10 protein-coding genes are annotated in these 14044 nt (G+C 42.1%); 6 read left to right on the forward strand and 4 right to left on the reverse strand.

Translation table 11 applies throughout. From position 1 onward, the window contains the following. Positions 1 to 75: 75 nt before the first annotated feature. Positions 76 to 402: a PadR family transcriptional regulator gene (locus DW103_RS13130; RefSeq protein WP_122276875.1), complete on the forward strand. Its 327-nt coding sequence runs from the start codon at positions 76 to 78 to the stop codon at positions 400 to 402. 12 nt (positions 403 to 414) lie between these two features. Continuing rightward, entirely contained in the window at positions 415 to 1503 is a 1089-nt protein-coding gene (locus DW103_RS13135) for a PspC domain-containing protein (protein WP_122276877.1), read from the forward strand. 206 nt (positions 1504 to 1709) lie between these two features. Here DW103_RS13135 and DW103_RS13140 read toward each other — a convergent pair whose 3' ends face one another. The 3 genes from DW103_RS13140 to DW103_RS13150 form a co-directional block, all read right to left on the reverse strand. Next, the gene (locus tag DW103_RS13140) at positions 1710 to 2105 is read right to left on the reverse strand and encodes an HIT family protein (protein WP_122276879.1); all 396 of its coding nucleotides are present in this window, start codon (positions 2103 to 2105) and stop codon (positions 1710 to 1712) included. A gap of 11 nt (positions 2106 to 2116) precedes the next feature. After that, positions 2117 to 2587: a transcription elongation factor GreA gene (greA, locus tag DW103_RS13145; RefSeq protein WP_122276881.1), complete on the reverse strand. Its 471-nt coding sequence runs from the start codon at positions 2585 to 2587 to the stop codon at positions 2117 to 2119. 191 nt (positions 2588 to 2778) lie between these two features. Continuing rightward, positions 2779 to 3936 (reverse strand): TlpA disulfide reductase family protein, encoded by a 1158-nt coding sequence (locus tag DW103_RS13150; RefSeq protein WP_122276883.1) that lies wholly within the window; start codon positions 3934 to 3936, stop codon positions 2779 to 2781. Positions 3937 to 4132: 196 nt separating this feature from the next. On the opposite strand from DW103_RS13150, the gene pnp reads away from it, so the two are divergent. Continuing rightward, positions 4133 to 6352 carry a polyribonucleotide nucleotidyltransferase gene (pnp, locus tag DW103_RS13155; protein WP_122276885.1) on the forward strand — a complete coding sequence of 740 codons (2220 nt, stop codon included), beginning with the start codon at positions 4133 to 4135 and terminating at the stop codon, positions 6350 to 6352. A 345-nt stretch (positions 6353 to 6697) separates the two neighbouring features. Here pnp and DW103_RS13160 read toward each other — a convergent pair whose 3' ends face one another. Beyond that, complete coding sequence (locus DW103_RS13160) at positions 6698 to 8338, reverse strand: fumarate hydratase (RefSeq protein WP_122276887.1); 1641 nt, start codon at positions 8336 to 8338, stop codon at positions 6698 to 6700. 198 nt (positions 8339 to 8536) lie between these two features. Here DW103_RS13160 and DW103_RS13165 point away from each other — a divergent pair, with 198 nt between their 5' ends. The 3 genes from DW103_RS13165 to DW103_RS13175 all read left to right on the forward strand — a co-directional run bounded on the left by DW103_RS13165 (position 8537) and on the right by DW103_RS13175 (position 14024). Continuing rightward, a complete protein-coding gene (locus tag DW103_RS13165) occupies positions 8537 to 10786 on the forward strand; it encodes a T9SS type A sorting domain-containing protein (RefSeq protein WP_122276889.1) in 2250 nt (749 codons plus the stop codon). Between the two features lie 304 nt (positions 10787 to 11090). After that, the gene (locus DW103_RS13170) at positions 11091 to 12782 is read left to right on the forward strand and encodes a hypothetical protein (RefSeq protein WP_122276891.1); all 1692 of its coding nucleotides are present in this window, start codon (positions 11091 to 11093) and stop codon (positions 12780 to 12782) included. 120 nt (positions 12783 to 12902) lie between these two features. Beyond that, positions 12903 to 14024 carry a 6-bladed beta-propeller gene (locus DW103_RS13175; RefSeq protein WP_122276893.1) on the forward strand — a complete coding sequence of 374 codons (1122 nt, stop codon included), beginning with the start codon at positions 12903 to 12905 and terminating at the stop codon, positions 14022 to 14024. Positions 14025 to 14044 lie beyond the last annotated feature (20 nt).

The raw sequence follows: 14044 nt of genomic DNA on the forward strand, positions 1-14044 counted from the left end.
TTTATGATAAATATAGTAGTATGTATTGCATAGTACATAGGTAATACATATTTTTGCAATATAAAATTATATACAATGAATGCAGAGAATGTAAAATCACAGATGAGAAAGGGGACGCTGGAATATTGTATCCTGTTGCTTCTCCGAAAAGAACCGGCATACACCTCTGACATTATCCAGAAGTTGCAGGAAGCCAAACTGATTGTAGTGGAAGGTACTTTATACCCTTTATTGACGCGATTGAAAAATAGCGAACTATTAAGCTATCAATGGATAGAATCCACGCAAGGACCACCCCGAAAGTATTACCAGCTCACCCCGAAAGGCGAAGAATTCCTCGGAGAGTTGGAAATATCCTGGCAAGAGCTGAATGATACAATCAACCACATCAGAAACAATTAAATTAAAAAAACAATGAAGAAGACACTTACGGTTAATTTGGGAGGAACGGTTTTCCACATTGACGAAGATGCATACCAATTATTAGACAAATATCTGTCGAACTTGCGGATACACTTCCGCAAAGAAGAAGGTTCGGAAGAAATTATGAACGATTTCGAAATGCGTATTTCGGAATTACTGAGCGAACGAGTACGCTTGGGGTATGAAGTTATCACACTCGAAAATGTTGAAGAGGTTATTAAACGCATGGGAAAACCGGAAGACCTTTTCGATAACGAACACGAAGAGAGCCAGGAAGAGGCCAAATCGCACATTTTTCAGGAAGGGGAAGTGCAAGGAGGCAAAAAACGCTTGATGCGTGATCCGGACGATTATATATTAGGAGGTGTAGCCGGAGGTATTGCCGCCTATATGGGCTGGGATACCACAACTGTTCGCTTGTTTATGATTTTATTGTTGTTCGTACCTTATGCACCGGTTGTACTGCTGTATATCATTTTGTGGCTGGTTATGCCTCAAGCGCGTACGGCAGCCGACAAATTAATCATGAGAGGAAAAAGCGTCACCCTCGAAAATATAGGAAAAACGGTAACCGACGGCTTCGAAAAGGTATCCAATAATGTAAACGATTATATGAGTTCCGACAAACCACGCTCCACTTTGCAAAAACTGGCAGACCTGTTTGTCACGGTAATCGGGTTCTTACTCAAATTCCTGGCCATATTGGTAGGTATTATCCTATTACCGATATTGCTATTGATTGTTTTCGTCTTGATTGTCATGATGTTCGCACTGTTTGTAGGGGGAACCGGAATCCTTTATCACCTATCTCCATTCGGAATGGATTTATATTCAGGCGTTCCGGTACCATTAGCAATCATGGGGTGCATCGGCATTATCCTATTGATTGGCATCCCCGTATTCGCACTGGCTTTTGCGATATGCGGACAGTTGTTCAAGTTGAGACAATTACCGGAACCGGCACGTTGGACGCTCATTATCCTATGGGTTATTTCATTGATACTTTGCATCGTCTATTTCTACCAGACCGGAATAAACGGTTGGAGCTGCCTACATTGGCAACATCTTTTTGATATATAATATTTGTTTATAATTTGATTGTGTGTTAAAAAAAGAAGGCCGTCCTGTCTCAGGAGGGCCTTTCTTCTAAGGTTAACAAATTTATGAGTAAAAACCACTAATGAATCATGTTCAATAACGCTCTTCCATGCTATGAAAATTAACACACGGAAAGAAGCGGTTACAAATATACGTGATTTTTTTTAATATAAAACATTTTACAATCTTTATTTAAAAGCATTTCTTATCCGCGCCGCTGTGTCGGCAAGAACCTCTTGTGTAACATCCAATTTTTTACCACCGAAATACATATCAGATTCTTTCGTAATCGGAATCAAATGGATATGCGCATGCGGAACTTCCAGCCCCATCACTGCCAATCCAATCCGTTTACAAGGAATAGCCGTCTCCTGTGCAGCAGCTACCCGTTTGGCAAAAGCCATCATACGTCCGAGCATAGGATTTTCTATGTCGAAAATATAATCTATCTCTTCCTTAGGAATTACCAACGTATGCCCCATAGCCACCGGATTGATATCCAGGAAGGCAAAGAATTCTTCGTCTTCCGCCACTTTATGACAAGATATTTCGCCTGCCACAATTCTGCTGAATATTGATGCCATATTAAATAAAATTAAATCGATATATCCATAATTTCAAAACGCATAATCCCTGACGGTACCTGAATATCCACAACATCACCGACTTTCTTCCCCATCAGCCCTTTAGCTATCGGAGTACTGACAGCAATCTTACCCTCTTTCAGGTTCGCTTCCGAGTCGGAAACCAGTGTATATGTCATTACCATATTATTTTTCACATTCTTAATCTTCACTTTATTCAGAATCTGAACTTCGTCTGTTTTAACACGCGATTCATCAATCAAACGCGCATTTGAAATCAGCCCCTTCAACTGGGCCAGTTTCGCTTCCATGATACCCTGAGCCTCTTTGGCAGCATCATATTCTGCATTTTCAGACAAATCACCCTTATCACGAGCCTCCGCTATCTGAGCAGAGATTTCCGGACGCTTTACAGTCTCCAGGTAGTTGATTTCGGCTAAAATTTTATCGTAGCCTTCCTTTGTCATATAGCTGACAGCCATACTAAATCCTCCTAATATTAAAATGTTATTATGATTACTTCGCAAATAAAAAAAAGAATCCCGACCAACAACTTGGCCGGAACTCCTTCTTTTCCTATTTAAGACTTTGCAAATATAGCGCTTCTTTTTAATATGCGCAACTCCGGCAAAGTGCTTTACAACATATAAATCTGAATGTTAACAATTATACCTTAAAGTACAGCTTTCACATCTGCCTCCAACGTCTTAACATCTTCCAGACGTTTTACCAGGTTGCCTTTACGGTCAAGAATAAAAAGTGCAGGAAGTTGCTTTACGTTGTATATGCCAGCAACTTGTGAGTAAACAGATTGCGGGTCGCGCACGCATATCCAAGGCAGGTTGGATGCTCCGTTCCGCCAGAAATGAGCGTCGGAATCGAGCGATACCTGATAAATTTCCAATCCTTGTTTATGATATTTGGTATACAAATCGCCTAATGTCAGATTAAGAGGCGCCGACCATTCCGTTTGATAAGCCGTAAAATTCACCAATACAACTTTTTCCGGCATTACAGACGAAAGTTTTACAACCTCACCATGAATATCCGGCAATTCTATATCCAGAAAAGAGACTTCCTTTTGCTCAACAGACGACAAATCCATCGGGCGCTGGCTACGAAGCACTTTCATCGACTGTAATGTCAGATTCGATAAATGTTTGGCACGCGGACTATCCGGATAAGCATGCTCAAAACTAGTTGCCACAGCACCGTAGGCCCGTATATCGTTCTTATCATACAAATCAAAAAAGAGCAAGCCGTCAAACTGCTGGAATAAAGCAAAATAAGCAGCTGCCGACATCGGAGCCGAATAAATATATTTACGGGCGACTTCTTTATAAGCATCAGCAGCGGCCAAGACTTCCGCGCGATAAGTCGTATCCGGAATCATCTTATCCTCATAATCTTTCCGCAAACGGCTGATAGCCTGATGCGCATCCAGTTGAGCTAAAGTAATCGCTTTGATTGCCTTGCAGTTTTCAGAACCGTCCACCGAATAAGACGTAGCAAATGTCCCGGCGTCTGCCACAAAAGAGATAGTTTCCGTTGAATCTATCGAGAAATTTATTAGCTGATTATTCAAACGCAAACGATAAAAATCAGGATAATCAGGACGCTTTTCCACAAATTTAAACTTACCACCGGCAGCCAATTTTATGGAATCCAATGTCTGAACGGCCGATACCCCGACGTTTTCAAAATACATAGTTTGCCCTTCAGCACCGGAGATAACCCCTTTTACCGTAAATTCAGTTGATTTCTGACAAGCAGAAAACAGGAATAGACACAGTCCTGCTACAGCCAGCAATCGTATGGATATTTGTTTCATCTTTTCTTACTTCGTTATTAATCCGATGCAAATATACATTATTTTACAATTGTGACACTATTATTCAAGAAATCTTCCCGCGATTTTTATAAAAAAGAGCTTTTCTCATGTTTTTTATTTTCATTTTCACACGTTTACAGATAAACTTTCATTACATTTGCACCAATTTTTACAGATAGAAAAATAAGAATAGATTATGCTTAATCCAATTAACAAGACAATCGAACTGGCTGATGGAAGAACCATCACCATCGAAACCGGGAAATTAGCCAAACAGGCGGACGGTTCAGTTACCGTACGTATGGGCAATACTGTATTGCTCGCTACTGTTTGTGCAGCAAAAGATGCAAACCCGGGTGTTGACTTTATGCCGTTGCAAGTTGAGTACAAAGAGAAATTTTCGGCATTTGGCCGTTTTCCCGGAGGTTTTACAAAAAGAGAAGGAAAAGCTTCCGATTACGAAATTCTTACCTCGCGTTTAGTAGACCGCGCACTCCGTCCTCTCTTCCCTGACAATTACCACGCTGAAGTATATGTAAACGTTATATTATTTTCCGCTGATGGCGAAGATATGCCGGATGCTTTGGCAGGTTTAGCCGCTTCAGCCGCTTTGGCCGTTTCGGATATACCGTTCAACGGACCGATTTCAGAATGTCGCGTAGCCCGTATCGATGGTAAGTTTGTTGTAAATCCCACGTTCTCCGAATTGGAAAAAGCAGATATCGACATTATGGTGGGAGCTACATTGGACAACATCATGATGGTGGAAGGCGAAATGAACGAAGTTCAGGAATCCGAAATGCTGGAAGCTATCAAGGTGGCTCACGAAGCTATCAAAATACAATGCCAAGCTCAGCTCGAATTGTCTGAAGCTTGCGGCAAACTGGTAAAACGCGAATATTGCCATGAAGTAAACGACGAAGAACTGCGTAAGGATGTACATGAAAAGTGTTTCGCCAAAGCATACGCCGTTGCTACTTCCGGAACAGACAAACATCAGCGCGCGGATGCTTTCGATGCAATCGTAGAAGAATACAAAGCACAGTTCAGCGAAGAAGAACTGACTGACGAAAAAGCCGAAATGATTGGCCGTTATTATCACGATGTAGAAAAAGAAGCCATGCGTCGCGCTATTTTGGACGAAGGCAAACGCTTGGATGGTCGTAAGACCACGGAAATCCGTCCTATCTGGATTGAAACAGATTGCCTGCCAGGTCCTCACGGCTCCGCTATTTTCACTCGTGGCGAAACACAATCATTGTCTACCGTTACGTTAGGAACAAAAGCTGACGAGAAAATGATAGACGACGTGCTGAACCACGGTAAAGAACGCTTTTTACTTCATTATAACTTCCCGCCATTCTCAACCGGTGAAGCAAAAGCTTCCCGCGGTGTCGGCCGTCGCGAAGTAGGTCATGGAAACTTGGCCCATCGCGCATTGAAACGCATGATTCCTGAAGATTATCCTTACGTAGTACGCGTTATTTCCGATATCCTGGAATCAAACGGTTCTTCTTCCATGGCAACAGTTTGTGCCGGAACTCTGGCTTTAAGAGACGCAGGTGTACCCATGAAGAAACCGGTATCCGGTATTGCAATGGGGCTTATCTCTGAGAATCAGGGAAAGAACTACGCCATTCTGTCCGACATTTTAGGTGACGAAGACCATTTAGGAGATATGGACTTCAAAGTTACCGGAACAAAAGACGGTATCACGGCAACCCAGATGGACATCAAAGTAGACGGCTTGTCATACGAAATCCTTGAAAACGCACTGGCACAGGCAAAAGAAGGCCGTATGCACATTTTAGGCAAGATAATGGAAGCACAACCCGAAACACGAGCAGACTTGAAACCTCATGCTCCGAGAATTGAAACGATGATTATCGGTAAAGAATTCATCGGTGCGGTAATCGGCCCGGGCGGTAAAATCATCCAGGGTATTCAGGAAAAGACAGGTGCTGTTATCACAATCGAAGAAGTTGACGGTAGCGGAAGAATCGAAATATCCGGGAACAACAAGGAAACTATCGATGCTGCAATTCGTGCCATCAAAGGTATCGTTGCCGTACCCGAAGTCGGTGAAGTTTACGAAGGCAAGATTTCTTCCATCATGCCTTATGGTGCTTTCGTTGAATTCATGCCGGGCAAAGACGGATTGCTCCACATTTCCGAAATCGATTGGAAACGCTTGGAGACAGTAGAACAGGCCGGCCTGAAAGAAGGTGATGTCATTGCAGTCAAATTGGTTGACATCGATGCTAAAACCGGCAAATTCAAACTTTCCCACAAAGTATTGTTACCGAAACCGGAAGGTTACGAAGAACGTCCTCCACGTCAGGACAGAGGCCCAAGACCGGAACGCGGAGACAGAGGTCCCCGTCAGGATCGCGGTCCGCGTCGTGACCGGGAATAAGAAGCGATTTCTCGTACAACAATAGATATGGGCTACTCTTTCGAAAGGGTGGCCCTTTTTATTTTATCCTGCTTTTATCCTCTTTTTTATGCCTATTCTTCCGGAAATTATCCCCAATGATTTCCCGATTCAAAACCAACGATTCTGCCTTTCGATAACCGTCGTAAGGTCTTTCGATAATTATGGTAAGGCCTTACGACAATTGTCAAAAGGCCTTACGACGGTTATCGAAAGGCAAAAAGTATGAGATTTTTTCAGACAGATATACACATATTTCTCAAAAAGAAAGCGATATCCGGTACGGAAAGTACTGAATATCGCCCCTTTTATGAAAGTTTGAATGTGTTACTTACTACAAGTACAACGCGGCTTGATTTGTTTAAAGAAATCATTCCCCTTATTATCAACCAAGATAAATGCAGGGAAGTTTTCGACTTCTATCTTCCAGATAGCTTCCATACCCAATTCCGGATATTCTACGCATTCGATGCTCTTGATATTATTTTGAGCAAGAATAGCAGCCGGGCCACCGATACTGCCCAGATAGAAACCACCGTGTTTCTTGCAAGCATCCGTAACCTGCTGGCTACGATTTCCTTTTGCCAACATAATCATGCTACCACCATGACTCTGGAACAAATCCACATACGGGTCCATACGGCCGGCCGTTGTCGGGCCCATCGAACCGCAAGCCATTCCAGCCGGAGTCTTAGCCGGACCGGCATAATAAATCGGATGGTCTTTAATATATTGAGGCAAATCTTCACCCTTATCCAACCGTTCTTTCAGTTTTGCATGGGCAATATCACGACCTACAATAATCGTTCCGTTCAAAGATAAACGAGTAGCAACCGGATATTTGTCCAATTCTTTCAGAATATCTGCCATCGGCTGGTTCAAATCTATCTTAACTGCATCACCTTCACCTGCCTGACGCAATTCCGCAGGAATCAACTCACCCGGATTAGTATCCAACTTTTCAATCCAGATGCCTTCCTTATTTATCTTACATTTTATATTACGGTCGGCCGAACAGCTAACACCCAATCCCACCGGACAAGATGCACCATGACGGGGCAGACGGACAATCCGGATATCATGAGCCAGATATTTACCGCCGAACTGTGCACCCAAACCAATCTTATGAGCTTCTTCCAACACCTGCTTTTCCAGTTCGACATCGCGGAAAGCACGGCCATATTCATTACCGGTTGTCGGCAAATTATCGTAATAATGAGTAGAAGCCAACTTTACCGTCAGCAGATTCTTTTCAGCCGAAGTACCGCCAATCACAAATGCGATATGGTAAGGAGGACAAGCCGCTGTTCCTAAAGTCTTCATCTTTTCTACTAAGAACGGAACCAGTGTACCCGGATTCAAAATAGCTTTTGTTTCCTGATACAGATAAGTTTTATTAGCGGAACCGCCACCCTTCGTAACGCACAGGAATTTGTACTCCATACCTTCCGTGGCCTCTATATCAATCTGGGCGGGCAGGTTGCATTTCGTGTTCACCTCATCGTACATATTGAGAGGGGCATTCTGCGAATAACGCAAGTTCTCTTCGGTATAGGTCTTATATACACCTTCCGACAACGCTTCTTCATCGCAATAACCCGTCCATACCTGCTGTCCTTTTTCACCGTGTACAATAGCTGTTCCGGTATCCTGACAGAAAGGAAGTACGCCTTTAGCCGCCACTTCCGCATTACGCAGGAAAGTAAGCGCCACATATTTATCATTGTCACTTGCTTCCGGGTCACTCAGGATTTTAGCCACTTGTTCGTTATGAGAACGGCGAAGCATAAAAGACACGTCACGAAAGGCAGCATTTGCCATCGCCGTCAATCCTTCTTTTGCAATCTTCAAAATCGGAGTTCCTTCAAATTCGGAAACCGAAACATAATCTTTAGTAAGCAGATAATACTCTGTCGTATCCGGACCTAATGGGAACGGCGCCTGATACTTGAAAGGAGGTGTTGCCATATCTTTAGAATTTAGTTATATAATTATTGGTTCTAAAATTTCGCATTGTAACGACCGACAAACTTAACCAAAATTCGTGAGAAACAGGAATAGTTTAGCTTTAAAATCAATGGAGTCAATATAATAAATTCCGAAAAAACTATTTTTTTCAAAGTTCTCATAGGACTATAAAAAGGAAACATTATCTTTGTCAGACTTATGGGAAAGACACTTATCATATTTGTATTCTTTGTTTGCCTACAACTACCAACTTTCCTGCAAGCACAAGTCAGCCATGGAGGTCAGCCTCTGCCTTTTGTGACGACTAAAAGTGCGGGGGCGGATTTATTTGTGGAAATGCCGGCTTTTGACATAGCCGAACAACTCCGTATAGACTCACTGAATGACACCGGCCTGAAAGGAGGATACCATTTCGCCTACAAATTCATCACGAACTACACACCCGAAAACTCCGGTATTCATTTTACCACAACCGACGGGACGCGTGTATGGCGCTTGGGAATACATTCCGCCAACGCTCTTACCCTGAATATCCTATTCTCCGAATATGAATTACCGGAAGGGGCACGCCTTTTCCTTTATAATGCAGACCAGACACAAGTGTTAGGCGCATTCAACTACCTGAATAACTCCGAACGGAATATCTTACCTGTCAGTCCCGTAAAAGGCGACAAACTGATTATCGAGTATCAAGAGCCGGCAAATGCAGATTTTCGGGGGAAACTCACCGTTGGAGAGGTAAATCATGGTTATCGCGATTTCAAGTCGGCCAGCGAACCTCTACCGGATATGCCCGCTTTCTCCTGTATGCCTCCACTGGCATGCTACGAGCAACAGACAGATATCTACAACCATATCGGCCATAGCGTTGTTCTTTTAATTATTAATGGAGAACTTTTATGTACGGGTACATTAATTAATAATACTTCAGCCGAAAAGAAGCCTTATTTATTGACAGCTTCCCATTGCCTGAACAACAACTTTTTCATCAAAAATCCGGATTACGAAGAGATAGCCGGCAATATCATCTGTTTCTTCAACTACAACAGTCCGCTTTGTAAAACCGTTATGCGGGGAACGGAAGAGATGTCTACAGCTTCCGCACACTATAGAGCAGTAAACGAACAAACGGATATGGCATTGCTCGAATTGCAGGAAACTCCCCCCTGTTATTATCAGCCTTATTATTCAGGATGGAATGCGCAGGATGCCGGAGAAGCACCCTACTCAGGTATCCATCACCCCTTAGGCTCCGTCAAACGAATCAGTTTATACGACAAAACGCCCGCATTAAGTAATTTCTATTCCAAAGCTCTCGACTTTCTTGAGAAGAACTTCTGGCGTATCGACAAATGGACAGCCGGAGCAACAGCAGGAGGTTCTTCCGGCTCTCCATTGTATGATGCAAACAACCGGGTGATTGGAGCATTAACCGGAGGAGACCCTTACTCTTCCTGTTCGAATCCGGTGGAAGACTATTACTATGCCTTATGTAAAAGCTGGCAACCTTCCGATGAAACAAACAAACAACTCAAATACTGGTTAAACCCCGGCAATAACGAACAATTAATCTGCGACGGTACAGACCCTTATGCTACACAACCCTGTTTCCGTCTGAGCAACATACGGGAAAACGGGAAAGTAGATGCCATCGAAGCGACCCTTTTACCTTCGGGAGAAAACGAGTATCAGTTCGGAACAAATTCTTCCGGCACAACAGATTATGCAGAAGCGTACAAAATAAATGGGAAAGCAATGCTTTACGGAACCTACATGGTTAATCCGAGCATTTCCGCCAAAGAGAACCTCCAAGTGGAAATCAACGTATATGAAGATTCCAACGGCAAACCCGGGAATATCCTTCACACGGAGGTTTTCAATCCTGTATTCCTATATAAAAACAACACGACAAACGATTTTCAGAACTCCATAAAACCGCTTAATCGCGATCAAGAAAGCTTTATACCATTCACGAAAGAGGTCTACGTGGAAAATTCATTCTTTATCGGATACAAAATTACGGCAACCGGTCATGCTACTTTTGCCGTTTTCAATCTCGCAAAAGGCGAAACGACCCACAACACAGCATGGGTTAAGTACAACAATGAGTGGATAGAGGCCAAAAGCCACCCGCTTCAAGGGTTCTCCACCTCCTTATTTATAGATCCGGTCATACAATACACAAGTAGTACGGACAACGAAATCGTAACTCTCAAGAATCCGGTACAGATATTTGTCGGAGCAGAAAGACGGACGATTCATATTTTGTTGCCGGACGACATCCACAATGCCCGTCTATCCTTATTCTCCATAGATGGGAAGAACATCAGGGACTGGTCAATCACCGAACAACAAGCCACTCTGCAAATTGGTTCCATCCCCCCCGGTGTGTATATCGTAAAGGTTGCATCTGATAACAAACTTTATACTCAAAAGATTTTATTTTGATTAAAATATTACAATAAGCAGCCTATGTTTCGATGTAAAACCACCTTGAAAGAGCCTCTAAATAGAGAAAATTTAACACGGAAGAAGAATATGGAAGGCCATAAAAGTGTCTTATACACCATTCTTTTACCGCCAAATTAGTGTGAAATAGGAAATCCATTCATTAATAAGTATTAATTATAAAGATTTTGTCTCTTCTTTGCTATTCATAACAAAAAAATGCTTTAGTTTTGCATGTTGATGGCGAAGGAATAATTGAAAGTGAATATATAAACATAGTAACATTTTAAACTTACATCAAATTATGAACAAAAAGTATTTATTGCCATTCCTCGTATTGGCATCAATTCTAACTTTTTCTTCTTGTTCAAACAAGTTGAAACCGTTGGCTGAAGAGTACATCAAAGCTGAGCCGCAGCCGCTTGAGGCTATCGGAGGCAAAGTTCCTGTGACAATCAATGCTACATTCCCGGCAAAATGGTTCAACAAAAAAGCAGTTGTAACTGTAACTCCGGTTCTTCGTTATGAAGGAGGTGAAGCATGGGGAACTTCTTATACCTACCAAGGTGAGAAAGTAAAAGGAAACAATCAGGTAGTTCCGCAGAAAGAAGGTGCTAATGTAACCATGAAATCGGCTTTCACTTACAAACCTGAAATGAAAAAATCAGAACTGTATCTGACTTTCGATGCAAAAATCAAAAACAAGACAGTTAAATTGCCGGATGTAAAAATCGGTGAAGGCGTTATCGCTACTTCCGAACTGGCTGATGCAGCTACTGCTAACGCAGCTATCGGAGCAGATAAATTCCAGCGTATCATCAAAGAAGCTCATGATGCAAACATCATGTTCCTCCTGCAACAGGCAAACATACGTGCTAAAGAAATAAATTCCGATGCAATCAAAGAATGGAAAGAACTTGTTAAAAATGCAGACGAAGCTCCTAACCAGAATGTAGCAATCGAAATTTCTGCATACGCTTCTCCTGAAGGTGGTTTCAAACTGAATGACGCATTGTCTGAAAACCGTGAAAAGAATACTTCAAAATATCTGTCCAAAGAATTGAAGAAAATGAAAGTTGACGCTCCGGTTGACGCTCGTTATACTGCTCAGGACTGGGAAGGTTTCAAAGAATTGGTACAGGCTTCCAACCTGCAGGACAAAGATCTTGTACTGAGAGTTCTTTCTATGTATCAGGATCCGGAAACAAGAGAAAGAGAAATCAAAAACATCTCTGCTGTTTATTCTGACTTGGCTGAAACAATCCTGCCTCAACTTCGTCGTTCCCGTTTGACTGCCAATATCGAAATCATTGGTAAATCTGACGATGAAATCAGCGCATTGGCTAAGAGTAATCCTAAAGAATTGAACATCGAAGAAATCCTGTACGCTGCTACATTGACTAACAACGATGCAGAAAAGATGGCTATCTATACAAAAGCTTCAGAATTGTATCCGAGCTGCTACCGCACTTGGAACAATATCGGTATGATGGCATTCCGTGCCGGTGACTTGGCTAAAGCTGAACAAATGTTCAACAAGTCTAACTCAGTTAAAACAAATCCGGAAGCTAATATGAACTTAGGTCTGATTGCTTTGACTAAGGGTGACCAAGCTAAAGCTCAGCAGTTGTTCGGTAGTGCCTCCGGCGTTACTGAATTAGGCGAAGCTCTGGGTGTTCTGTATCTGGAACAAGGCGAATGGGCAAAAGCTGCCAACTCTTTCGGTTCAGTTAAATCCAACAACGCTGCATTGGCTCAAATCCTGACTAAGGACTACAGCAAAGCCTCTCAGACACTGAACGCTGTTGCAAAACCGGATGCTACAACTTCTTATTTGAAAGCTATCGTAGCTGCTCGTACAAATGATGCTAACGGTGTTATCAGCAACCTGAAAGCTGCTATCGCTGCCGACAGAAGCTTGGCTAAAGAAGCTGCTACCGACTTGGAATTTGCGAAATATGCAACTAACGCAGATTTCTCTTCTCTGGTTAAGTAATAACAAACTTATCTCTATATAAAAAAGCAGTCTCTTAAAAAAAGAGGCTGCTTTTTTTGCTTTATTCGGAATATTACGTATCTTTCGTAAGTTTTTTTTCAAACCTAAAAAGATAATATCATGAAAAGATACATTCTATTCTTCCTTATCAGTCTGCTCCTCGCTTGTACCGGCGCTCCCCATCAGCAATCGAACAAAGAGGTTTCACTTGAAGAACCTAAAAAAGAAATCCCGGTATTAGACTTGGCAAGTGTCATTAGCAAACAAATACCTGACACCTTTACACTAAACAGTATTGCCAAAAATGCCAGATTAATACCTATTTCCACTACATCACAGACAGTAATGGGAGTACCGCTCAAGATTTGTTATGCAGATGACCAGATTATTTTAATACTCACCACCAAAGACCAAGTTTTTTACCGGCTGGATTCAAATGGCAAGATATTAAAAAGGTTCAGACACCTAGGACATGGTCCCGGTGAATATTCCCTCTGCTCCTTTTCATACGTTAATCCTCAAGACTCTACTATTCAAATACTTGATGATGGCAATCAAAAATGGATAACTTATGACCTTGACGGCAATTTCCTGAAAGAAGTATCCTTAAATGATAAAACAGCCAGAAGCCCTATTTTTATTGCAGACAATTTTATTGTCTCAGGCGATTCTGCTAATCAGTTCTGCATTACAGACCGTCAGTTCAATATTAAACAATACCTATGCCCATTCGACACGACAATGTCCGAATGGGAACAATCCGCAATAAGACTGCAAACTGCCCGCAGTAGAAATGCCGATGTGATGCTTTTCAACCATGCCGACAACGACACGGTGTTCCAAATAACTGAAAAAGGAGCAGAACCATTCCTGATTTTAAAGAAAGGTGCTGCTGCCATGCCAAAAGAAAAAATAAAGGATTTCATGCAACTTGGAAGTGAGAACTACCTCATGCGCTTGGGTATCGGCTTTACTCCCGATTATTATTTAATAACATACATTAGAAACCGTGTTTTCAGAGAAGAAGTATGGAGGAAATCCGACAATCAGATTATTTACCGTTCCACAAAACGGGATTTAACATACAAACTCCCTTCCGGGAAGAAAATTCATATAGGCTCCAGCACTCTATACCTTTCAAAAAATCAACTGATATTATTAATTAATGCTGAAGATGTTCTCGGGGAAATACCGGGAGTGAAAGAAGACGACAATCCGATATTGTTAGTGATAGAACTGTAAAAACAATCTTTTTAAGATGA

The sequence above is a fragment of the Parabacteroides sp. AM08-6 genome (genome assembly GCF_003473295.1).
GTDB lineage: Bacteria > Bacteroidota > Bacteroidia > Bacteroidales > Tannerellaceae > Parabacteroides.

Bases quoted from the DNA above. Each gene is read 5' to 3' on its own strand.
- DW103_RS13130 (WP_122276875.1), top strand. From the start codon at position 76: ATGAATGCAGAGAATGTAAAATCACAGATGAGAAAGGGGACGCTGGAA.
- DW103_RS13135 (WP_122276877.1), top strand. From the start codon at position 415: ATGAAGAAGACACTTACGGTTAATTTGGGAGGAACGGTTTTCCACATT.
- DW103_RS13140 (WP_122276879.1), bottom strand. From the start codon at position 2,105: ATGGCATCAATATTCAGCAGAATTGTGGCAGGCGAAATATCTTGTCAT.
- greA (WP_122276881.1), bottom strand. From the start codon at position 2,587: ATGGCTGTCAGCTATATGACAAAGGAAGGCTACGATAAAATTTTAGCC.
- DW103_RS13150 (WP_122276883.1), bottom strand. From the start codon at position 3,936: ATGAAACAAATATCCATACGATTGCTGGCTGTAGCAGGACTGTGTCTA.
- pnp (WP_122276885.1), top strand. From the start codon at position 4,133: ATGCTTAATCCAATTAACAAGACAATCGAACTGGCTGATGGAAGAACC.
- DW103_RS13160 (WP_122276887.1), bottom strand. From the start codon at position 8,338: ATGGCAACACCTCCTTTCAAGTATCAGGCGCCGTTCCCATTAGGTCCG.
- DW103_RS13165 (WP_122276889.1), top strand. From the start codon at position 8,537: ATGGGAAAGACACTTATCATATTTGTATTCTTTGTTTGCCTACAACTA.
- DW103_RS13170 (WP_122276891.1), top strand. From the start codon at position 11,091: ATGAACAAAAAGTATTTATTGCCATTCCTCGTATTGGCATCAATTCTA.
- DW103_RS13175 (WP_122276893.1), top strand. From the start codon at position 12,903: ATGAAAAGATACATTCTATTCTTCCTTATCAGTCTGCTCCTCGCTTGT.